Origin of the sequence: Parasalinivibrio latis (assembly GCF_036825535.1) — a bacterium.
In the GTDB taxonomy this organism is placed as follows: domain Bacteria; phylum Pseudomonadota; class Gammaproteobacteria; order Enterobacterales; family Vibrionaceae; genus Parasalinivibrio; species Parasalinivibrio latis.
The window spans coordinates 1,060,909-1,083,046 of the sequence record NZ_CP098813.1 but is presented as its reverse complement, the minus strand read 5'-3'; the positions used below and the strand labels follow the sequence as shown (position 1 = coordinate 1,083,046).

26 protein-coding genes are annotated in these 22,138 nt (G+C 49.9%); 11 read left to right on the top strand and 15 right to left on the bottom strand.

Annotation, left to right across the window (positions count from 1 at the left end; translation table 11 throughout):
• Nucleotides 1-151: 151 nt before the first annotated feature.
• From NF212_RS21875 to NF212_RS21845, 7 genes are all read right to left on the bottom strand, one after another.
• The gene (locus NF212_RS21875) at nucleotides 152-931 is read right to left on the bottom strand and encodes a phage head morphogenesis protein (protein ID WP_434361044.1); all 780 of its coding nucleotides are present in this window, start codon (nucleotides 929-931) and stop codon (nucleotides 152-154) included.
• Nucleotides 928-2,448: a DUF935 domain-containing protein gene (locus NF212_RS21870; protein ID WP_434361043.1), complete on the bottom strand. Its 1,521-nt coding sequence runs from the start codon at nucleotides 2,446-2,448 to the stop codon at nucleotides 928-930. Before NF212_RS21870 ends, NF212_RS21875 begins: the two co-directional genes overlap by 4 nt.
• Nucleotides 2,442-3,956 carry a phage terminase large subunit gene (terL, locus tag NF212_RS21865; RefSeq protein ID WP_434361042.1) on the bottom strand — a complete coding sequence of 505 codons (1,515 nt, stop codon included), beginning with the start codon at nucleotides 3,954-3,956 and terminating at the stop codon, nucleotides 2,442-2,444. Before terL ends, NF212_RS21870 begins: the two co-directional genes overlap by 7 nt.
• The gene (locus NF212_RS21860; RefSeq protein WP_434361041.1) at nucleotides 3,953-4,390 is read right to left on the bottom strand and encodes a hypothetical protein; all 438 of its coding nucleotides are present in this window, start codon (nucleotides 4,388-4,390) and stop codon (nucleotides 3,953-3,955) included. Before NF212_RS21860 ends, terL begins: the two co-directional genes overlap by 4 nt.
• A gap of 70 nt (nucleotides 4,391-4,460) precedes the next feature.
• Nucleotides 4,461-4,649, bottom strand: coding sequence for a phage holin (locus NF212_RS21855; RefSeq protein ID WP_434361040.1), 189 nt, complete (start codon nucleotides 4,647-4,649; stop codon nucleotides 4,461-4,463).
• A complete protein-coding gene (locus NF212_RS21850) occupies nucleotides 4,649-5,059 on the bottom strand; it encodes a 3TM-type holin (protein ID WP_434361039.1) in 411 nt (136 codons plus the stop codon). Before NF212_RS21850 ends, NF212_RS21855 begins: the two co-directional genes overlap by 1 nt.
• A complete protein-coding gene (locus NF212_RS21845) occupies nucleotides 5,059-5,454 on the bottom strand; it encodes a M15 family metallopeptidase (RefSeq protein ID WP_434361038.1) in 396 nt (131 codons plus the stop codon). The genes NF212_RS21850 and NF212_RS21845 overlap by 1 nt, the downstream gene beginning before the upstream one ends.
• Before the next feature lie 99 nt (nucleotides 5,455-5,553).
• Here NF212_RS21845 and NF212_RS21840 point away from each other — a divergent pair, with 99 nt between their 5' ends.
• On the top strand, nucleotides 5,554-6,234 hold the full coding sequence (locus NF212_RS21840) for a pentapeptide repeat-containing protein (RefSeq protein WP_434361037.1): 681 nt from the start codon (nucleotides 5,554-5,556) through the stop codon (nucleotides 6,232-6,234).
• Here the strand turns inward: NF212_RS21840 and NF212_RS21835 are convergent.
• The 5 genes from NF212_RS21835 to NF212_RS21815 form a co-directional block, all read right to left on the bottom strand.
• The gene (locus tag NF212_RS21835; RefSeq protein ID WP_434361036.1) at nucleotides 6,231-6,569 is read right to left on the bottom strand and encodes a Mor transcription activator family protein; all 339 of its coding nucleotides are present in this window, start codon (nucleotides 6,567-6,569) and stop codon (nucleotides 6,231-6,233) included. The two genes, NF212_RS21840 and NF212_RS21835, sit on opposite strands and share 4 nt — an antisense overlap.
• A gap of 363 nt (nucleotides 6,570-6,932) precedes the next feature.
• Nucleotides 6,933-7,580, bottom strand: coding sequence for a DUF6475 domain-containing protein (locus tag NF212_RS21830; protein WP_434361035.1), 648 nt, complete (start codon nucleotides 7,578-7,580; stop codon nucleotides 6,933-6,935).
• The gene (locus NF212_RS21825) at nucleotides 7,567-8,448 is read right to left on the bottom strand and encodes a replication protein (RefSeq protein WP_434361034.1); all 882 of its coding nucleotides are present in this window, start codon (nucleotides 8,446-8,448) and stop codon (nucleotides 7,567-7,569) included. Before NF212_RS21825 ends, NF212_RS21830 begins: the two co-directional genes overlap by 14 nt.
• Nucleotides 8,441-8,887 (bottom strand): phage regulatory CII family protein, encoded by a 447-nt coding sequence (locus tag NF212_RS21820; RefSeq protein ID WP_434361033.1) that lies wholly within the window; start codon nucleotides 8,885-8,887, stop codon nucleotides 8,441-8,443. Before NF212_RS21820 ends, NF212_RS21825 begins: the two co-directional genes overlap by 8 nt.
• Nucleotides 8,888-8,906: 19 nt before the next feature.
• Nucleotides 8,907-9,116, bottom strand: a complete 210-nt coding sequence (locus NF212_RS21815) for a Cro/CI family transcriptional regulator (RefSeq protein ID WP_434361032.1) — start codon at nucleotides 9,114-9,116, stop codon at nucleotides 8,907-8,909.
• 116 nt (nucleotides 9,117-9,232) lie between these two features.
• Here NF212_RS21815 and NF212_RS21810 point away from each other — a divergent pair, with 116 nt between their 5' ends.
• The 9 genes from NF212_RS21810 (at nucleotide 9,233) to NF212_RS21770 (ending at nucleotide 15,640) form a co-directional block, all read left to right on the top strand.
• The gene (locus tag NF212_RS21810) at nucleotides 9,233-9,892 is read left to right on the top strand and encodes an XRE family transcriptional regulator (protein WP_434361031.1); all 660 of its coding nucleotides are present in this window, start codon (nucleotides 9,233-9,235) and stop codon (nucleotides 9,890-9,892) included.
• Nucleotides 9,893-10,054: 162 nt separating this feature from the next.
• On the top strand, nucleotides 10,055-10,417 hold the full coding sequence (locus NF212_RS21805) for a hypothetical protein (RefSeq protein ID WP_434361030.1): 363 nt from the start codon (nucleotides 10,055-10,057) through the stop codon (nucleotides 10,415-10,417).
• Entirely contained in the window at nucleotides 10,418-11,482 is a 1,065-nt protein-coding gene (locus NF212_RS21800) for a YqaJ viral recombinase family protein (protein ID WP_434361029.1), read from the top strand.
• Between the two features lie 11 nt (nucleotides 11,483-11,493).
• Nucleotides 11,494-12,447 (top strand): RecT family recombinase, encoded by a 954-nt coding sequence (locus NF212_RS21795; protein ID WP_434361028.1) that lies wholly within the window; start codon nucleotides 11,494-11,496, stop codon nucleotides 12,445-12,447.
• Nucleotide 12,448: 1 nt separating this feature from the next.
• Nucleotides 12,449-12,829, top strand: a complete 381-nt coding sequence (locus NF212_RS21790; RefSeq protein WP_434361027.1) for a single-stranded DNA-binding protein — start codon at nucleotides 12,449-12,451, stop codon at nucleotides 12,827-12,829.
• A gap of 26 nt (nucleotides 12,830-12,855) precedes the next feature.
• Nucleotides 12,856-13,095: an excisionase gene (locus NF212_RS21785; RefSeq protein ID WP_434361026.1), complete on the top strand. Its 240-nt coding sequence runs from the start codon at nucleotides 12,856-12,858 to the stop codon at nucleotides 13,093-13,095.
• On the top strand, nucleotides 13,085-14,236 hold the full coding sequence (locus NF212_RS21780) for a phage integrase Arm DNA-binding domain-containing protein (protein WP_434361025.1): 1,152 nt from the start codon (nucleotides 13,085-13,087) through the stop codon (nucleotides 14,234-14,236). The genes NF212_RS21785 and NF212_RS21780 overlap by 11 nt, the downstream gene beginning before the upstream one ends.
• Before the next feature lie 274 nt (nucleotides 14,237-14,510).
• On the top strand, nucleotides 14,511-15,098 hold the full coding sequence (locus NF212_RS21775) for an NAD(P)H-dependent oxidoreductase (RefSeq protein WP_434361024.1): 588 nt from the start codon (nucleotides 14,511-14,513) through the stop codon (nucleotides 15,096-15,098).
• Nucleotides 15,099-15,100: 2 nt separating this feature from the next.
• On the top strand, nucleotides 15,101-15,640 hold the full coding sequence (locus NF212_RS21770; RefSeq protein WP_434361023.1) for a peroxiredoxin family protein: 540 nt from the start codon (nucleotides 15,101-15,103) through the stop codon (nucleotides 15,638-15,640).
• A 39-nt stretch (nucleotides 15,641-15,679) separates the two neighbouring features.
• Here the strand turns inward: NF212_RS21770 and NF212_RS21765 are convergent, their stop codons facing one another.
• Entirely contained in the window at nucleotides 15,680-17,509 is a 1,830-nt protein-coding gene (locus tag NF212_RS21765) for a transglutaminase-like domain-containing protein (RefSeq protein ID WP_434361022.1), read from the bottom strand.
• A 74-nt stretch (nucleotides 17,510-17,583) separates the two neighbouring features.
• A complete protein-coding gene (locus NF212_RS21760) occupies nucleotides 17,584-18,657 on the bottom strand; it encodes a hypothetical protein (RefSeq protein WP_434361021.1) in 1,074 nt (357 codons plus the stop codon).
• A 549-nt stretch (nucleotides 18,658-19,206) separates the two neighbouring features.
• Here NF212_RS21760 and NF212_RS21755 point away from each other — a divergent pair.
• The gene (locus NF212_RS21755) at nucleotides 19,207-21,207 is read left to right on the top strand and encodes an EAL domain-containing protein (RefSeq protein WP_434361020.1); all 2,001 of its coding nucleotides are present in this window, start codon (nucleotides 19,207-19,209) and stop codon (nucleotides 21,205-21,207) included.
• A gap of 64 nt (nucleotides 21,208-21,271) precedes the next feature.
• On the opposite strand, the gene NF212_RS21750 is transcribed toward NF212_RS21755, so the two are convergent.
• Complete coding sequence (locus NF212_RS21750) at nucleotides 21,272-22,138, bottom strand: ABC transporter permease (protein WP_434361019.1); 867 nt, start codon at nucleotides 22,136-22,138, stop codon at nucleotides 21,272-21,274.

The following is a 22,138-nucleotide window of genomic DNA, read 5'->3' as shown; positions in this document are numbered from 1 at the left end:
ACACAGAATCCTTCCTTTCTCTCATCCCGACATATTTCAGCGTAATAACAGGTTAATATTCTTAACTATTGTTAGTTTGATTAGTAGACATTATTTGTTTTAAAGTCGGGATTTTTACATATCAAGGATATTGCTTTGATAGCGCGATAGCTCACCTGCGAAGCGGCACAGATTCACCTGGCTTACCCACTGTTTGCTCAAAGACCGCTGTTTTTTCCTTCTCCCAGCGTTTGCGTCCCTTGGCTCTCGCCTTCCCCGGATTGTAATCCCAGCCCGGATCAACCCCTTCAGGAACCTCCATCACTTCCCCGGTGCGTTTGTGGGTCCAGGTGGTATGGTGAAGCTTGGGGGATGCAGAGATACCGCGCTTTTTGGCCTCCTCAGCCGTCAGCTGCCGCACGCGGCACCGGCAGCCAAATCCATTGGGCGGCATGTGCGTGTCCCAAAACGGGTCATCCACCGGCAATACCAACCCTTCCCAGTGCACGTGGTCCTCGCGGTGTTCTTTGGAGGGACCCAGCCCATAGAGCAGGTACGGAAGCACTGCCTTGTTACGCTCAATCCGTGCCCACTGGCCAGCAGCCCGGGAGGCTCTTAAATTGGTGTCGTAAATAAGCTTAAGGCGCCTTGGCGTGCCAAGCTCAACAACCGAGCCGTCCGGCATCAAGGCCCGTCCAAGCCAGCCCCGCCTTGCCAGCTTGGGCTCAAGCTCTGCTTTGAAGCGTGCCAGGGTTTTCCCCTCGGCCATGGCGGACACAACCGCGTCGTGGATGTCGATAAGAAGGTCCTGGGTCATGGCCTTGGCGGCAGTAAACGCCCAGGTATGTTCCTCTTTCCAGACTTCATCCCAGTGCCAGGCAATGGCATACCCCTTGGCCTTCAGGTATGCGAGCGCCTGCTCGGGTACGGTCAGGCGAGCCGGGATAGTCATTCGTCGCCTTCCCGGCCTTCCCCGTACGCCATAAAACCAGCCTGAGCGAGGCTGTCCGTTAGGGCAGTCGGATCCACTTTTGACAGCAGCCCGGGCAATAAGGCCAAGATGTCCTCATAGCTGTTGGCACTTTTCACGGCAGCCAGAATAGGATCGGTAATGTGCGTTGCCCCTTCCCAGTCATCCAACATCATTTGGGCTATCTGGTCGATGTCATCAGGCGTCACACGGTTCAGGGCTTTGCGGTGGTTTTCTGCCTGCTCCGTCTTATCAGGCTTGGTTTCGTCAGGCTCAGGGGCGGCAGGCACACCCAACAAATCGGCATCACTGGCGGGCTCAGACAGGCCCAACTTGGCACGCACTTCCTTCGCCGAAACTTTAAGTCCGAGCGGAACCAGCTTTTCGAGATTCGTGGCCAGCGCATCAATGTCTTCCTTTTCTGGGATGGCGATAACCACCTTTGGATAGACGGCTTGCGGGCCAAAGTTGAGGTCAATGAATGGCCGGATAAGATCCCGGTTAAGGGTATCGGACAACTGGCGGGCATCGGCCTCAATGAGGTCCTGGCGCACTGCATCCTGTGCGTCCTCATTGCCAAGTTTACCCGGTGTACCCTCAGTCGTGGCCGTTTGGCCAAGGACAGCCTTGGAAACTTGACGGTCTATCCATTCCACCAGGCGGGCAAACACTTCAGAGGCTCCTGACGCCTGGGCGATTTGCTCAAACTCAATCACCATGGAATCGGGCAAGATAGCCGCTGCGTCAAAGCCGATGTTGACCACGGCCGATTTCAAAACGGCCTTGTCCTCCTCATTGGCACCTGGCCCATACTTACCAAGGCGAAGGGGAATGCCATAGATTTCCAGAAAGCCCAGCCAGTCTTTGAGGCCATACATCTTGCACACATAGGAAAATGCCACCAGGCGTGCCATCCCACCACGAAGCAGCAGGCCCGACTTCATCCTTGGCCGGTGGATGACAAACTTGTAGGGGGGCAGAGGCAGCCCATCGACCGGGTCGCTGTCATCTTGCAGGCGGATTTCATCCGGCTTTTTCTGGTTGAACTGGAAAAAGCGTGGGTCGCGCCAGAGATAGGCTCTGGGTGTCCACCGTCTGCCACCGCGGTCCCAAAGGATTTCGTTAACGCTGAACCCTTTGCCTAGCGCATCCAGCGCATTGTCAACCAGCTCCCCGAATTGCGGGGCACCAACTAGCTCCCGCACTGTATCGGCAAGCCTGTCTGCATGGCGGCCCTCACCCCCTGTTTCAATGTTGACCGGCAACCCGGCCACGGCCAATTTGCGGGTGCGAAGGACACTGGAGTAATGGGGATCACGTTCCTCCATTTCCTCAGCCAGTGTCAGGTAAGCCTCCAGATCTCCATCCGATGCTGACTGGAGGATGGATGCCAGCCGCGCCGGTGTCAGGCCACTGGCAACGGAGCCACTCCCCCAGGGGTTTCGGATGGCCGTCGGCCCGGCTATCTCTCGTGTCAGTGTTTTGGATACCATCACCATACGCCCTCCCGCTTAAAGCTGTTGCCCCCGCCATTAACGCGCTGGTAGTCATAGTGCTCAATGCTCCCCCCAGCCCAGCGGAGGAACTGGCTGGTGCTGTCAACCTGGTCAAAGGTGTCTGTCAGTGGACAGCTAAAAAGCTCGCGCTCGTAGTCCGGCAGCCATTCGGCCTCAAGAGGCAGGAAGACAGTCCCGGCCTCAAACTTGGGAGACTCAGACGACAGGCGGATAATCTTGTCGTGCTCAGGCTCAATGGGGATAACCGGCAGGCGAGTTTCTGCACGCAAGTCCTGGATAAGTTGCTGCCCACTGGCCTTGTCCTCAATAAGCACGGCATGGGGTGGGTATTTACGGGCAATACTTTTAGCCATTGCACGCAAAGTCGGGTACTCGACCCGGTCACGCCAAACGTAGAGGAGGTAATACGCCAGCTTGGTTTCCGCCCAGACAGTGCAGACTGACGGGTCGTTGATTTCCTTGGCCTTGTTGGCCGTATCCCAGCTGTGCACAATGCGTATGGGATGGGCAGGGGGAACCCGGTATCGCTTAACCCATGCGCGTTTGATAATTCCGCCTTCTGACGGGGCGGGACGCTGCTGATAAAGTGCCTCCCAGTTCCGCGTCCCCTGAGTGCGTTTCTCCTGTCGCCAGAATGCAGGGGAAAACCAGTCCGTCCAGAGGAACTCGCCCCGGTCCCTGCCCAGTGGATCATCCTCCCTTTCACACTCCGCCTGCAGGGAAATGACATACCAGGACTCACCATCCCGAGCTTCAATCCAGCCGGACTCCCCGTTGTAGTGCTTGGGCAAAATGCGCCCCACCGGATCATCTTCGTGCCAGCGGGTCAGTATCCAAATGATAAAACCGTTGGGTTTAAGGCGTGTGCGTAGGTCAGACTTGTACGCCTCCCAGGTCTTATCCCGGATGACTTCACTGTCAGCCTGCTCCCGGCCTTTTATAGGGTCGTCATTGATAAGCCCATCTGCACGGTTGCCGGTGATGCCCGAAAGCACTCCTCCAGCCATGTAACCGGCATTGTTAGTCAGGGACCATGCCTCAACAGCCTTGTTGTCCGGCGTCAATCCGGTATCAAATATCTGCTGGTACGCCGGGCTTTTGCATATCTGGCGACACTTTCGGGAAAACTTCCAGGCTAGGTTGGATGCGTAGGACGTTGAAATAACCTGCTTGCCGGGGTTCTTTCCCATAAACCAGGTCGGAAACACCACGCTGGCATAGGTCGACTTTGCCGAGCCTGGGGGCATGAACACCATCAGGCGCTTGATATCACCGGCCTCGACTTTCTCCAGAGCTTCGTTAATCAGTTGATGGTGGCGTGCAGGTACCACGGTGTCCGGATAGAAGGCCTCGCAATCCTCATCATCGTTAAGAGGGGCACCTGGGATGGGAATGCTGCGGCAATAGGCATCAAGCGAATGGCGTGCCTTCAAGGCCCGTTTCCTTTCCAGTAGGGAAAGGAGCTCGCGCTTTCCTGCCGAGGTGTTCATAGCTTCTTGCTAAGTTCGGCAATACGGGCATCCAGTTCGCTTTCTGTCATGTCGTCGTCTTTGCGGCCTGGGTCATCCAGTCCTCGGATACGCCGGATAAGGTCAATGTTGTACCGATTGGTGTCCGTCAGCAGTTTGAGGTTTTTCGCGTCCATCACCAGCATCCTGATGGAACGTTCATCGGCTTCAATCGTGCGGAGAGTTTTATTGACAAGCTTCAGGGCAAGGCAGGCATTCTCAAGGCCAACGTCCATGTCATGGATGTCTTCGTTGGCCGCTTCCATTATCGCCGCTGCCACAGCCTTGGGTTTCCCAACTATCTCGGGCTCAGGCTTGCCGGCAAAGTAAGCCTTGACGCATTCACGCTTAATGGTCGCGCCATCCCGCACCCAGCCATATTTCTTGGCTCGGCGGCGAATCGAGGTTTCCGACACTCCAAAGCGGTCACCAACTTTACGGTTGGACTCCAGTCCCTTGCGTTATTCGGTTTCAATGGAAAGCCAGTCAATCGGCGTCATGCCTGCGCGCCTTTTTCTGGAGTTTGAGGTTTTCACGCTTGTACCAGAGGTTGGTCACCAGGGTTATAAGACCAATCAACAAGCCCCCGAGTGCCACCCAGTCATTGATAGTCAACCCAGCAATCACGGTAACGACTGAGGCGCTGTAACTGACGCCGACATTGAGCTTCTCCATCAGGATTTCGCCCCCGGTAGCAGTGTCGCTATCGATGGCATTACTTTCTCAACACTGCGTCCAACCACGTAGCCCCCAAGGCCAATCTGCAGAAGAGTCCAGGCTTGGGGTGCCAGCCGGAAAGCCAGAAGACCAAAGCTGTCGGCAACCACCAAGGCAAGGAATGCCAACATAGTGACAGGGCGCCATGATCGTTGCAGCCAACTGCCCCCATTGGCTTCCGCGGTGATAACCTGGGTTTTCGCTTCTATAAGGCGCGCTTCGTAATCCATTACCTGCGTGGCGAGGTTCATCTGTAGCTCCAGCATCTTTGCCTTGATGGCTAGGCGCTCCTCATCACTGGTATGCAACTCATCGATTAGTTCCGTAATGGGTGAGACAAGGCCAGACAGGACGTTCCACACTGACATCACTGCACCTCCTGTGGGTAAGCATGCCAAGGCAACTGGAAGTGCGGGCCATCAGGAAAGGTGGCCCAGTCCCCTCCCCATTCGATAGGGATATCGAGTGCATCTGCTGCGGTTTTCATTGCATCAGCGACAAGCCGGTACAAGGGCCAGTCCCAGCGCAGTTCATCACCCACCCAAGCACCCAAATCGACGGCATGGCCGGTGAGGTGACGGCTCCTGAACGTCCGTGATGCCCCTTTTACCACTAGCTGTTTCTGGCGCTGTAAGGTTCGGACCCCTTCAAGTACCGTAAAATCAACGTCACTTATCGTAATCGCCTGTTTCACCACTTGGACGAGATGGGGATGTACGCCCTCAAGGCGTTGACGGGAGCGGGCGCCCAACTTATAGGTCATAGATACAGGCCATAAATGACGATTCATGTCTCGAAAATGCCTGCATTGCTGTTGGTGGTTTAGGTGAACCGTTTCACTTCTTTAGATTAAGGAGTCCTGATGAGCTGGAATCCTAAGGTATGGTGTCGATACTCCTCCCAGCAGTTGCACCGTTTTGCAGATTGGCTTGATAAACTTCACTTTACGCGAATATTTTCAGCAGCAAGTTCGTTCCTTCTACTGCTGACGCTAATAGGGTTTTACATCGATATTGAAGACCGTGAGCAACAAAGGAAGGTCAATGCCTGGCAGTTAATTACAGTAATCGCTCCTGGTAATAGCGGGAAAATTGATGCTTTGGAATACCTTTATTCAATAGACGAAGACCTAGTTGGACTTAATTTATCTATTCCAATTATCAAAGATAGTCATAATCGGTATGACCAACTACCAGGTGTTTACCTGCGAGGTATACGGCTTCCCAACGCTAATCTGAGCGGAAGTAAATTTCGACAGGCAGACCTCACTTTCGCAGATCTATCAGGAGCAAATCTGTTCAACGCCGACCTCAGCTTGGCTTTTTTAAACTATGCCAACCTTAGAAATGCAAATCTTCAACTTGTAAACTTTCAAGGGGCTCACCTAGAGGGGGCGGATTTAAGAGGAGCAACGATTGTGATCAGAGCGGAAGGTCCACAAGCTGCATGCATTAGGCTGCAAGCATCCAATGACTGGAAGTCTGCCTACCGCGATCCCGAACTTGCCTGTGGCGCCGCAATTCCACACCCACCTAAAAACTAGCTCCGCACGATATTCATCACATGCCGCCGGGAAATCCCGTACTCTCTTGCAAGGATATCAGCCCGATTACCTTCCCCCGGAGGCATGCTGTTGTACGCATCACGGATAAGGGCATCCCTTACATGGCGATAAATGACCTTGCTCGGCACATCAAAGGTATCACCACCGTAGTAGTAGCTGAGCTTTTCGGCCGTTTCAACGCCAAGGATAAGGACCAGGGGATGGTCAGATTTTAACGTCTGGGGCACGTACACCCTTGCTCCGCCCATTGCTTGCCCTAGCCTTACCGCACCGGCAGCGCCAATCACTTCCGCAATCTCATGTAGTACACTCATGGAATCTTCCTTTTTGTTCCGCTATACAGCCACTTGCGACTTAACGACGACCCTTGCGTATCAGATAAGCGGCTAAATATCTGCGAGATAGCCTCAATCGCCTCCCCGGATTTGATCAGCCTCCGGTCACACCTGTACACCGTCCACCCCAACCTCATAGCTTCGGAATACTTGGTCAAATCCTGCTCAAAGCCTTTGCCGCGGGTATGCCTTCCCCCACTCCATCCACCACCCTCAACTTCCACTGCCAAACCCAAGTCAGACCAGGCGAAATCTAAGCGCCAGCGACGGGTCGGATGAAATCGGTATTCACGCTCTGGCTTTGGTAGCCCAAGGGCTGTCAGTTGGAAGGCCAGCTCGGTTTCAAGGGCGCTCATGCTTGAGCCTCACCACATAATCGCTAAGTTCCTCAAGCGACAGCTGTCGTGGCTTGCCGACGTCTTTCTGGCCTCCCTGGTACACCAACTTGGCTTTGGCCACATCGCCAATCACCATGGGCGCATCAACCGGTTGGCCACTTTGGATGTTATTGGCTTCGCTGATTCCGATAAGCTTCTTTGGGTACGCCAAGGGCGGTTTGTTCGTGTAGCTCAGGTACCGCCTGACGAATTCAGTATGGCGGTATGGCTGCTCGCTCATGTCGGTGTGACAAAACGTCACCCAACCTCCCATTTCCATTACCACTTGATGGATGATCGCGTCGTCAAACACCACAGATTGCCACGCCCCAACTGATTGAATTGCACAGGATAACTTGCTCCACGCTTGCTCTCCCCGCGTTTGGGTGTTGCCATCCAATTGGCGGATCACATCGGCAGGCTTTGGAAAGAACTGGCCCGTGTCAGGGTTGCGCACCTGCATGTCTAGCGCCCGACGGACGTCCTCGAGGTCATAATCACGCAGCGCTTGCCAGTAAATCCCCAGCATGGGACGGGACAAGGGCTCCCGCATATACAGGCTTGAAGTCAGGCAGAGCATTTCAGCAAACAGGGTTTTCTCAGAAAGGTTCATGCTCAATCACTCCAGACATCAGGGCCTCACGGCGTGCATCGCTGATGGGTGACGCATCAGGGGCATCAATCCATTCTTGGATCTCCTTGCTGAACAAGCCAGTGAACGGCGCTTCCTTGGCTGATCGATGTTGGGGTTTGGCAAAACGTTTGGCATTGCGCATCCAATTTCGCCATGCCGCAGTCCAATCACGGAATGTGGATCCCTTGGCTCGGTGGTAATCCAGAAAGCGATCGGTTTCCTGAGAGAGATCGACCTCAATGGCGTTTTGTTTTGCCCAGTCGAAAAGGGCCGTTGAAACTTCGAAGGTGTTAGGCGGCGAAGTGGCACGTTTGGCGCGTGGCTCACGCGCGCTGTCTTTTGTAAACCTGTCTATTGTAATAGTGTCTTGTCTATTGTGGTCGTCAGGGCTGACGGTTGAAATGTCGCGTTTTAACGGTCGGCCCCGTCGGGGCTGACGGTCAGCACCGTCAGAATTGACGGTTTTAATGGCCGTCAGGATTGACGGTTTTTTCGCAGGTTTCTGACGGTTTTCGATGGGAGGTGGAGGCGCGTATTGCCACTCATCGGTCACAGGGTTGAGGCCGAGTTTGTTGCCATCGACCAGCAAAATCTGACGGCCGACCAATGCCTTTTTGACTCTGCTGATGTTCTTGGCATCTATACCGGTCAGCTCGCAAAGCTGGGCGTTACAAATCCAGTCCATGGATTTATTGAACCCATAGGTCTTCATCATGACGGCGTGGATCAGACGGCTTTCACGGTTGGACAAGTGCTCCCGGCAAAGTGCCAACCCCAATTGATTGGCAATACGATAAAACCCGTCATCTGGGCTTGCAGTACGATGAATAGTCAAAATATCAGCCATGAGATACTCTCCTTAGTGGCTCAACCACAATGGCTTTCCGTAAGGTCTCCAAGGCCCTTATTGCCTCGTTCACTTCCTGCTGGCATCTCTCCCGCTCCCGCAAGGAGAAGACCCCGTCTTCCAAAGCATTCTGGATAGCCTTTACCACATCCCCATGCTCGGCTGTTGCCTTGAGCACGGACTCAAGTAGGGACGTCGACGGTGGTGCGTCAGCCCTTTGCAGCGCAAGCTCTGTCGCCATCGCTTCATGGATGCGGTAGTTACCGGTGATGAGCTGGACAGCCAGGGCTTCTCGGAGGGAAAGCTTGTGGGAGTCTGACTGGGGATTAGCTTTATTGATAAGGACTTGGTGGGACATGCCGAGCTGCTGGGCGATTTGCCTGGCGGGGACGGCGGAGTCATGCACCGTGCTGTAAACAGCCGTATCGAGATGATCCATAGGTTTATCCCTTAATCGGTTAAACGTTCAACGCACGTTTGAGCTGGTGTAAGTTGTGGTAGAACACCTGGTCATAAACCAGGGCACCTTCAGTGAGGTACGCCAGGCGAAACGCTTGCTTTTCCGGGATGATGTCCCCCCAGCGGGAGACTGCTGCCTGACTGATGTTCAGCGTTTCGGCAACCAGGGCCTGACGGCCGAAGTGATCGATAACATCTTGCTTGAGCATAACCGCCTCCAGGTAATAAATAACCAGTAGATGGTTATTAAAATTAACCATGAATTAGGATAAGTCAAACAAAGCTGAGGTTGAACAATCTCAACTTTGGTTATAAATTTAACCATATGAATACGTTAGCTCGAAAAATCAAAGAAAGAATGTTTGCCCTTGGCATCAACCAACGGGAGCTGTCTGAGCAGGTGGGGATATCTCAGGTTGCCATCCATAAACTGGTCAGTGGTAAAACCAAGCAAACATCAAAAATTGCTGAACTCGCTGTCGCATTGCAGTGTGAGCCTGACTGGCTTACCGATGGGGAAGAGGACGGTGAAGTTCCGTGGCAGAGCGTGACGGAGGGCGGCACTCCCTTGTCACCCGAGGATATCGAGCTCCCCTATTACACCCTCGACACATCCCTGTCCACCAACAGCCACATGCCCCGGCACCGCTTCGCAAAGTCAACACTGCGTGGTTTGGGGGTTGAGTATGGCAATGCCGCCTGTGTGACGGTCTCGGGCAACAGCATGGAGCCGGTCCTTCCTGACAAGTCGTCTGTTGGTATCGACATGGCAGAACGGGAAAGGGTGGTCGATGGTGCCATTTATGCCATCAACCATGCGGGACTGCTAAGGGTCAAGGTATTGCAAAACCTACCTGCCGGCGGTTTACGCCTGAAAAGCTTTAACTATGACGATTACCCCAATGAGGACTACAACGCCGAACAGGTTAAGGATATCGAGATCCTCGGCCGGGCTTTTTGGTATTCGGTAATGTTGGCCAAATAACGCCCTGTCTTAAAGTTAAGTACATTAACCAAAAAGCCCGAAAAATAACCGGGCTTTTTTTGCATTCCTAGTTATTCAAAATAATTTCTCATAACTAATACGGTTATTTTTGATAACCATGGTTAATCTTGTTTTGTCACCTCGCAGAACAGGACATTAACCATGACCATATCACCTTGCATCGTCCAACGAGACATTGCCCGCTACCTAGTTATCCAGGCCCAGCTCGATGCCAGGCTGGATGCCTTGGACCAACTCGTTGATGACATCGCTGACACACTCTTGCAACGCCGCACCTACCAGTGGGGTAACCATACCGTGGACTTTGACGATGTGATCGTGCGTGCCATCGAGCACGATGCATTCACTAAAGTGTGCTCCCTAGCCCTTGAAAACGACAAGGCCGCTGTCACCCAACTGAAAACCCTACTCACTGCCGCCGCTTTTGCCCTTGCCGAGCACATTGCTGAAGACGCTCTGCAGGCATGCCTTAGTCAATATACCGATGAGATGGAGGAACGTTAAATGAACCAGGCAGCTATCCAACGTAACAACCTACACCGTCAGTACACCACCAAGGTACTGGCAGGGGCAAACCTCAATGCCCTTTGTGATGATGAGCGCTTCCATATGGAACGCCGGCTAGGGATTGGGGGCAGTGATGTCGCCGCTATTTTGGGTATCAGCCCCTACCGCACGGCCTATGACGTCTGGTTGGAAAAAACTGGCAGGAAAACACCGGATGATCTGTCCTGCAATCCGCACGTCCATTTCGGGACAGAGCTTGAGGACATCGTTGCCAAGGAGTATGCACGCCGCACAGGGCAAAAAATCCAAAAACGCCGCTACCCCTATGTACACAAGTCTATGCCCTGGCTCCGTGCCAACATAGACCGCTTCATCATTGGTGCCGACAAGGGGCTCGAGTGCAAGACAGCAGATAAGTGGGCGGCCCGCGACCAATGGGGAAAAGGTAACATCTACCAAGAGCTCGATAATCAAATCACCTTGTTCCAGGCTGATGATGATGTCCCCGAACCCTACATGCTCCAAGAGCTCCACTACATGATTGTGCTGAACAAACGTGAATGGGATCTGGCGGTCCTTATCGGAGGCAATGATTTTAGGATTTTCACCATGGCTTGGAACCAGGCACTGGCTGACATCGTTACCCAGCGGCTGACCACGTATTGGTTTGACCATGTCATTGCAGACGTACCTCCAGAGCCACAGACCCTCCAGGATGTGGAATGCCTTTACCGGTATGATGACGGTTCACATATCACGGCTACCCCAGACATCATCGATGTCTTCTGGCAATTTAAAACACTCAAAGAGCAAATCAGTGCCCTGGAAACACAAGCCTACGGCCCCTTGGTTGGCGGCAAACGTATCGGTGGGCTCGACATGAAAATCAAAGCGTTCATGGGTGAGCATGCCGACCTCCTTCTTGATGAGACTGGCAAAAAACTCTGCAGTTGGAAAACCCAACGTGCCCAGCGCATGGATACCACCGCCTTCAAAAAGGCTAATCCTGCGCTGGCAGCGCAATTTACAACCACCACAGAAAGCCGCGTCTTCCGGGCATAAGGAGAGCCGATATGACGACACAACTGACAAGCACCGATACCCAGGATTTGGCAATGCTGGACGCAGAGGCAAGCACGCCGGCTTATGACGTCGCCACCATGATGGTGACACCGGGACTGATGGGCCAGTTGGAGCGGTTTGCCCAACTGATGGCACAGGGAAAAGTTACGGTTCCGACACACCTTCGCGGCAGCATTGGGGATTGCCTGGCCGTGACATTGCAGGCCATGCAATGGCGTATGAACCCCCATGCGGTAGCGCAAAAAACCCACCTGGTTAACGGCACTCTGGGTTATGAGGCGCAGCTGGTCAATGCGGTCATCAAATCCATGGCTCCCACCAAAGACCGTCTGGAATTTGAGTTTTTCGGCCCCTGGGAGCAGGTCATCGGTAAGTTCACCATGGAAACCAGCGGCAAAGGAAACCGGTATGCCAGGCAAAACTGGACAGACAAAGATGAGGAAGGAGTCGGAGTCCGGGTCTTTGCCACGCTAAGGGGTGAAAACAAGCCCCGCGTTGTCGATGTGCTGCTAAAGCAATGCTGGCCTAGAAATTCCACCCAATGGGCGACAGATCCCCAACAGCAAATCACCTATGTAGCCGTTAAAAAATGGGCAAGGCGATATTGCCCGGATGTCATTTTGGGTGTCTATACCCCGGACGAACTTGAGCTGCCGCCAGAAAAGGCAATTAACCCCGAACCGGCAAAAACCAGCAAGACGACGGCCCTGCTCTCCCGGCTTTCCCCCATAGGGGGAGAAAAGCAGGAGGGCGCCACCCTGGATGATGTTCTTGGGAGCATCCAGGCAGCAACGACGGAAGCCGCCCTGGCCGAAGTCGAAGATGCGGCAAAGGCCCTTCCCCCGGCGGCCCTCAAAACCGCCCGAAAAGCATACAAGGACAAGCTCACAACACTCCGTGCTACCAATGGACAGCCCGCCCCGTCCTTAGAGCAGGAGGCCTGACATGCTCATTAAACTTTGTCGATTGGGGGCGGATGCCGTCTTGCGCGTCACCCCCAACGGGCACAACGTGGCCGGCCTGTCATTGGCCTATTCCATCGGATTTGGTGCCAACAGGGAAACCCAATGGCTGGAGGGGCGGCTTTGGGGTGAGCGCGTTATCAAGCTTGCCCCATACCTAACAAAGGGTCGGCAAGTGCTCGTGTACGCTGATGACATCAAGATCCATACCTTTTCGCGCAGTGATGGCTCTACCGGTGCCACCCTCCAGGCAAGGATCTTAGACATCACCTTTACCGACAGCGGAAAACCCGACGGTGCCCCGCCACCGTCCGACCCCGATCTCGACAAGGCAGACTGGCGGGATACATCGCCGCCTTTCTAAGGGATTGAACGTCTTTGGAGGGTTGAATGAACGACTATCAGTTTATCCGGCTGTCAGACTGGGCAGCCGCCGTCTTTCCCGGCGAGCACTATTCCCCTGCAACGATATCGCGCTGGGCTAAAACACATCAAATCCACCCAAGCCCTGTCAAAGTTGGCGGGCGTTGGATGGTCTTACGGAGTGCCCGCTTTGTCGGGTTGGCACTACATGCTGCCTACCACTCCGGAGATCCGCTGGTAGAGAGGATTTTACGCCATGGCAGCTAGACCCCGCACCCATAATATCACTGTCCAAAACCTGTATGAGAAACTCGATAAGCGCTCTGGCCAGGTTTACTATCAATACAGGGATCCCAGATCAGGGAAATTCCATGGCCTCGGCTCTGACAGGAAACGGGCCTTGTCTGTGGCCGTTGAACTCAATGACAAAATCAGCCAGCAACTGCTTGAGCACTATCAACATATCCTGGATGAAAACCCGGTCAAGCGACGGGAGAAAGGTGTCAGCACTGCAGCCTGGTGCGATAAATACATGCAGTACCAGAAATACCGCTATGGCCAGGGAGAACTTTCTATCCATACGTTGAACTCGCGTGCCATCGACATAGAAGTGCTTCGTGCACGTTGTGGGCACATCGGGGTACGTGAGCTCGATACGAAGACACTCGCCACCATTTATGATGAATATATCCTAGCGGACAAACGCTCGGCAGCTCAGCGGCTCAAGCAAACCTGGGGCAACCTGTTTAAGGAGGCGCAGCATTGTGGTGAGGTAGATGTTGGTTATAATCCGGCCCAGGCGCTAAGGAGTGTGCGCATTGACATCAGGCGCGCGCGCCTGTCCGAGGAAGACTGGAATGCGGTGTTGTCTGAGGCAGATCGGTTGCCCAGCCCTTTTCTCAAACACGCCATGAAGCTCGCTCTGACCACCGGACTTCGCCGCTCCGACATAAGGGGGCTGATGTTCAAGGATGTCAGTGACCATACCCTTTATGTCACGCTCGACAAATCCCGCGGGCGGTCAAAACTCGCATTCTCCCTCGATTTGGTGAACCCACTTCTCAACGAACCACTGGGTGACATCATCGCCGCTTGCCGTCAAACCGGCACGCTTAGCCAATACCTTGTTCACCAGACGCCCACCCTCAACTTTCGTCGCCCAGGGCAGCAGGTCTCCCCGACAGCAATTACCAACGGGTTCGCCAAAATACGGGATCGACTGGGCAGGATCTGGGACGGGAACCCGCCAAGCTTTCACGAAATACGCTCACTGGCTGAACGCACTTACGCTGAAATCGGGCTCAACACCCAACTGCTCCTTGGCCATAAAACCCCATTCACGACAAGCCGCTATCATGACAATCGCGGGTCGGAGTATATCCAGATTTCAATGGAAACCCTTCGCTAGAGGGCTGTGCGAAAGGGGAAATAGAGGCACAGATATTGGGGAAAACATTTTGGAGGAGTTTTGGAGGGAAAAAATCCGTTTTTCATCGCCCCCGCGTTGACGTCATTTCCGTACTGCCGATGATGTCTGCATTAAGACAGATTAATAAAAAATATCGCAATATAATCAGGGAGTAATCAATCAAACATATAGGTAACTAAAAGTATACTGGTTGACATAGGTAACCTCGAATTCCAGAGTATGCTTACATCGCTTACCTCCGGTACAACAAAATATGAAGATACTGATTCTCAATGGTCACCACTATTTCCCCTTCGCAGAAGGCAAACTAAACGGTGCATTGGTAGAAACCGCGACCGAAACCCTTACCTCTCTGGGACATGAAGTACGCCATACCTACATCGAAAAGGGGTACGACGCCGAGACGGAGATCGAAAAGCACCTCTGGGCTGACGTGGTTATTCTGCAAACACCCGTTTACTGGATGAGTGTCACCTGGTCGACCAAGAAGTACATGGATGAAGTTTACACAGCCGGACTGGGTGGAAGACTCTGCCATGGTGACGGACGAAGCCGATATACTGATGCGCAATACGGCAGTGGTGGCTCTCTGGAAGGGAAAAAATACATGCTATCCCTGACTTTCAATGCACCTGAAGCCGCCTTTAACGATCAAGACCAGTATCTTTTCCAGGGAAAAAGCGTGGATGATCTGTTTTTCCCTGTCCACATGGCTTTCCGTTTCTTTGCCATGACAGGCTTTAAGACATTTGTTTGCTATGACGTCATGAAAAACCCGGACACAGACAATGATTTAATACGTTACAAAGCCCACCTGGAAACATTGTTTAAAGGAGAGTGAACATGACTTACACCAATAAACTCGCTGCCGGCTCGCCATTCCCGGACATCAGTGCAACCAACATTGACGACAACACAGTCCAGCTTAAAGTGCCTCAAGGCAGCGCGACATGGCAGATGGTAGTTGTGTACCGCGGTAAGCATTGCCCCCTTTGCACCAAGTACCTGAATAACCTTGAAGGATATATTGCCCGCCTGGCTGACATTGGAATTTCTGTCATTGCCGTATCCGGCGACTCGAAAGCGCAACTTGAAGCACATAAAGAAAAGCTGAACGTAACGTTTCCGCTGCTATATGGCCTGACTGAAGTACAGATGAAAGAACTTGGTCTTTATATTTCCATTCCTCGTTCAGAGAAAGAAACAGACCACAACTTTGCTGAACCTGGCCTTTTTGTGATCAACGAAGCTGGCACTGTGCAAGTTGCAGATGTATCGAACAACCCATTCACCCGGCCTGAATTGGAAGCCTTGGTAAATGGTCTGGCATGGATCCGTAACCCAGACAACAACTACCCGATTCGCGGCACGTTGGCTTATTGACACACGACTAAAGGTGCGAGCCGATTGCCCGCACCTTGACTATTCGACCTTATTACCCCAAAAAGAGATAAGAGACTCTCGCGCAAACAGATCAAGTAAGTGATTGAACGGTTCAATTTGTTGGCTGCTGACAGTTTGAGAGGGAATACGAACCTCAGTACGTATTTCCACTGTACCATTAGCGAGAGTGTCAACGGTTCGCACTAAAGAGCCGAAATCATGATATAGCGTCACTTCTGCAGGGGGATAACGCAAAGACCAGATATTATTCAGGTCAAATTCATATTCTGAAACGATTCGCAGACCACCAAATTGTTCAGCATAGTGGCTGTTACTCAATTTGGACTCATAAAGCTCTTTCTTGATCCAGGCGTCTGCTTCTTCATATCTGAGGTTTTTATTGATCTCCAGAAAAGGTTCCAGCACAGCGCTGGAGTTGATGTTGAGGGACGCTGCCATTTCTTCAACGTTTTCGACTTTAAAAACGGGCGTAGAAATTGTTGTAACCGCATCGCTGTATTCCTCGCTCAAAAAGTCCGTAAGTTCTTCATCCGATAGGTGATTAAGCCTGGAACGGTAGTAAGAGGCGTACTCTCCGAAATAGGTTCGCGAGATTGTTTCATGCTGACCTCCGTCCTCTTTAAATCTGATTGAAGATTTATTTTCGAACTGCCAACGAAACTCACTGTTATCAACCGTATGGGGGATGTATCCCGGTTCCAGCGGAAGGCTGACCTTTCCTTGAATCCATTGAGGCGTAAATTGCCAGTTTGTTTCGGTATCTGTCGGATCCAGGCAGTAGTCATTTCCGCTCCGCTTAAAACACACGACAACGTGATTAAACGCCGCCATTGTCGGTAACAGCAACTGCTGCTCTGCGGTACGGTTTGTCGACACGAGTACCAAATTCGCGTTGATACCAATTTCCTTTAACATCGCCCTCAGCAAAACGGACTTGTCTTTGCAGTCCCCATACCGAACATTCAGGGTATGGGCGATGGAATGAGGGGTTACCGCATGTCCGGCACCAGACAGGGAGACATAACGAATATCGCGTGACACAAAATCCAGGATTTTTGCAATCTTTTCCTGTTCACTATCTTTGGGGTGGATGAGAGACGACATGATTGCATCCAAGCCCTGGGTATTGCTTATTGCGGTATTCATCGCTGTTGTTGCTCGATGGATCACTGAAGGCCAGTCTTTCTCTCCTCCCAGCACGATTTGACCAACGTGATCCCGCCAAAATATATTGCTATCACTTTTGAACGAAACGATATCTGATCCCGTACATTGAAGTTCCCGGTTCTCCTCCTCACAGCTAACGGTGTCGGAATTTGACTTCCACCTCACGGGAATACCATCTCGCCACTTGGCAGTAAGTCGGTATTCATTAATTGGAGCACTCGAAACCGTATATAGCGTTTCAGACCAATCCATTTCCTGATGCTTGAGATAGGTTTCTGTTTTATATCTGAGAAGGGCAAAACTCCCTTCCTTTAAGCTCGGGATGGGCAAGACCAACTCCCGTTGTTCAGTAAATGTGTTGTAGCGGTCGGTGGTTCTGATGGATGCAGACGCAGGAAGCAATTGCTCTACCGTTCCCTGAGTATCCACAGATGCTGCAGACAAAACGGTAATAGAGTCTGAATGCCGGTTGAAATATATTGAGTGCGAGCCTTGACCCTCAGTGTCAATGTAGCGGGGGAAGTACCCTACTTCGGTGGTATAAACAACAACTTTATCCTGTTCGATCTCAAATCTGTTTTCGATTAATACAATCTCATATTCATTAACTGTTGAGACATGCGGCCTATATTTTTCGATTAGTGATGCGTCTTCTTTAGAAAAGCTGAGTTTCCATTCCACATTTTCTGCGTAAACGCTGACGGGGTATATTCCGAAGACAAAAAGTAAAACACATATGGCAGTTTTTATGAATCTCATAGAGTGTTAAACCCCTGTGCCATCAGTTTGTAGTTGCTCTCCCATTCGGTATATTGCTCACCATTGGCAGCAAGCGAGGAAACAAACTCATAGATATAGTCTTCCTCCTCTATAAAAACGGATTGGGCAAACTCCTGATCGAGCAGGAAGTTGCCGCGACAGGTGATCTCAACACGCACTTTTACGCTGGTAGGTTTCAGTTTTCGCGTTTCTTGACAGTGAAAATTCTCTGACGCCTCATATAACAGTTCTTTGCGGCCATCGACCAACTCTTGCAGCGTCAAGTCCGGAGCATATCGGTACAACATGACATACCCACCAATCACAGGAGGTGAAAACTCCGCAACCAATGGCTTATCACTGTTTTCATCCGTGTTTACCTGAACCCAACCTTCACCATAAAATTCTAATTTTATATCGCTGTCATCACTTCTATAGATGCTTCTGGCTTCGATACGGTTTCCTGCTGAATCGGCAAAGCTTTCGTAAAGTGCAAAAAAAGAGAGCGCAAACATGACTGGAACAGTAACTACAACAATTACCCACTCATAGAATTTGTATCCGGATGACTTACCGAAGAACACCAAATCACTCCGTGCTCGCTTCAGGTTATTTACCCGGTTAAAAACCAAAGTAATACAGAGAGGCGCGACGAAAAGTGACACACTGAATAGCCAAAGTGGTAACTTATCATTTATAAGAAAGTATATGCTTATTAAAAAATATCCCACACAATATAACGCATAGTGTGATTTTTTGGATTGTAGTCCACTTTTTTCTTCAAGGTCATTGAGTGCCCGTCCTAATTTCCCAAATGCAAATGGCTGAGCAATAAGAACAAACGGAACCAAAAACCATAAACCAGGACGAAATTCCAGAGAGGATATTCTTTTTATTTCTCGAATTCGTCCTACAAAGAAACATGCTGTATAAATTCCAAACGTTCCAAAATGTAAAAAGAACTCCCACCACCCTGATCGTGGGGCTCTCGCAGGAATTTTAATGAATTGATCAGTTCCTTCTTCGCTGTTTACAGCAACTTGTTCTTCGTTTTCAATTTGTTCACTCATTAACCTAACATCCGTTGTCTTTTTATATAGTCGATCATTTATGCCAATTGGTGCATATAGATATTCATTTAACGTAAAAACTAACCTATTCGTTTAGTGCTTGTAAGACTGTGACTTACGTACGATGTTGAAAACTTCTCGCTATCATTTCAAAACGTGTGCAATGACAAAGTCAAAACTAAATATGAGCATGATTTCTTATTGGTTATGGCCAAGTATAACAACGTTGACATTACAGACGTTTAATTTCACCTATTCTCGCTATTTTCTGAAAGAAATCAACATCCTCACACTGCATTGATAAATGCACATTCTTTTGAGAAATCAACATAAATAGCAGGTTATCGAATTAAATATCCAATTAATTGGATGAGTGGAAAACAATATCGTTTAGTATAAATACTCCTAATTAACATCATCTCAATATTGAGACAGGAAAAAATGTTAGTTAAGTTCCAGATATCACCAATTTGCAACAATTAATTCGCGTTCTAATTATGATACATCTAGACTAATACTAATATAATTAGAAAATTGAGCCAAAAAACAATGAACTCTTTTAATTCAACTTGGCAAGCGACACTAATCTCATATAGAGATGCGATTTTAGCAATACTTCCCTTTATATTTCTTCGCTGCCTTTGGATTGTTATATTTAATCTTAATGTTTATTTTCAATTCATTAGCGAAACACAGGTAAATGCGATAACACAACTTTTTCAATTAAGCTTTCCGGTCTTAATGACAACATCTCTGGCATATCACCTGGCAATCAACTTTGCCTACGAACGGATTCACGCAACCTTCTTATCACTTATTCTGTTTTTTGTATTTTCCGGTTTTGTGTACCAGGATGCAGATGGTATCCACCTTTCAGATAACTTCGTTTTTCTTCATGCAGTACTAATTCCCGCTTTCGTCAGTGCACTTTATCTACTTATTAAAAAGCACTATAAGTTTTCATTTGACTCTAAAGGAAGATTACCCGCTAAGCTTACACAAAGTATCGATGCCACTCTCCCTTACCTGTTGATTTTCTTAGCGGCCATGTTCCTTAATCAACTGGTTATTAATTTATCCATAGCTCCTCTCGCTGTTTGGATTTCTGAGTTTTCAGTACTGGCTCAGAGTTATTTTTATGTATTTATATGCCATTTATTGTGGTTGATTGGCATTCATGGTTCATCTGCTTTCCAAGCCCTATTTGATACCTCATTCGCTTTTGAAATCTACACATCAGACATACCATACATCACGTTCTTGAGCTTATTCTCTTCATTTGGTGGCGCAGGGTGCACTTGGTCATTAATTATATCAATCCTTCTGTTCAGCAAAAACACCCATGCCAAAAGCATAGCAAAGATGTCCATCCCGTTTGCGTTGGTAAACATTAATGAAATTCTTCTCTTTGGCCTCCCGGTTATTTATAATCCTCGATTGGCCATACCCTTCATATTGGTTCCTTTAGCAAATCAATCTATCGCATACATTTTATTTTCAACCTTTCCTGTTGAGATATCAGGTACGGCCCATTGGATGATGCCAGTTCTCATTAATGGTTGGATAGCCTCAGATGGAAGTGTATACGTTCTATTTGTTCAGGTTTTCTTGATTGTTTTAGGTGTATTTATTTATAAACCATTTTTAAATCATTTCGATGTTGGAAGCACTGAGTCTTTAAAGGAAAACGTTATTAAAGCGCTAGAGCTCAACACAAAAATTGAATTAGACAGTGACGTCAGATTAAACCAAATTCAAACCATGTTAAATAATCAGCTCGTCTCCTTGAAATCACACATGAAAAAAATAATTTCTGGAGAATTAATGCTTTATTACCAACCTCAGTATTGTTCTGAGACAGGGAAACTTATTGGCTTGGAAGCCCTACTGAGGCTTAAATACAATAATAGAATTCACGGCCCCACTTTCCTTGAGGACTTTTCTGCCGCCGGTATGACGGCATCGATAGATCGTTGGGTTGTGGACCAGGCAATGAAAGACATGGTGGATTGGCAGGAAGAAGGCCTTCCACTGTGCAAAGTCAGTATCAACTTAGCAGCAGAGTCGCTCCTGAGTGATGAGGCAATTGCCTACATCATCCAAAAACTATCAGGCTTCCCTGTTGTTATTGAGATCACTGAATCGTCTTATATACAAAATTTGTCCTTCGCAAAGCGTGCAATTTCACAGTTACGCACTGCCGGTTTCCAGATTGCTATTGATGATTTTGGTTCCGGTTATTCCAGTCTTTCCATGCTTTCTCAGTTAGATGCGGATATCGTAAAACTCGATCGTCAATTTCTTCAAAACATCTCTTCAGAACAAGGCCGGATACTGTACCTCGCCGTCAGCAGCGCACTGTGCCATCTGGGATTCAGTGTCGTAGCAGAAGGAGTAGAAACCTATGAAGAACTGACCTTTGTCAGACGATGCAACATTGATTGCGTACAAGGGTATTATTATGAGCCTGCAATGACTAAAACCGAGACGCAATCAATACTTCTACTTCACGCCCAAAAACAAAAAACCTCTCAGCCAATACATCAATAGGACTTTTTTACCTGCGACATATGAAGTAACTGGGATTATCAATAAACCCTCCTGAGCTAATGCATTACGAGGCAGCTTGATCTGCTTTAGAGGAAACCCAGATACTCGCCAGTGCCAACATGCCGGATGCCACCATCAGCAACAGGGACACCGAGTTTATTACCGGCGTAGAGCCTTCCCGCAACCTATCGAACATCGCAATAGTCAGGGGCGCATCTGACCCCACCAGCATCAGCGTGGTATTAAAATTCTCAAAAGACATCAGGAACGCAATAATACCTGCCCCAATCAGTGCTGGTTTAAGAAAAGGAAGTGTAATGGTTAAGACGGCTTCGGCTTTTGTCGCCCCGAGGTTAAGCGCCGCTTCTTCCAGGCTGATATCAAATTTACGAAGTCGGGCTGCAATCACAAGAGTACATATTGTGGTAATAAACGCAAACTGTCCCAGTACTACCAGTACCAGCCCCGGCCGCATCCATTCGATATCCAAACCGATACTGTCTTCAATACCGTTTGCTATTGTGCTGCTCATCAAGAGAATTGACACCCCGAGAATTACACCTGGAATCACCAGAGGCAGCAGTAACAGCACATAGCAAAAACCTTTAAACGGAAAGTCAAAACGCTCGAACAAAAAGGCATTGGTGGTGGCAAGTACCAACGAACACACTGTCACGGCAATCGCAACCAGAAGACTTACCCATATACCATCCATCAATTCACGGTCATTGAAAATCCCGACCTTTGGTTCTGTGTTACCGGTAAACCACTCAAGTGTGAGGCCATTCCAGGGCAGTGACGGGAACAGGCTGTCATTAAAGGCAAAAACGGCTACTACCGTCAGCGGCAACATCAGAAAGACAAAGAACAGTGCGACATACCCTTGGTAAATCCGGGACAGGTTTTTATTTGTGGGAAGCGAAGGAATCAT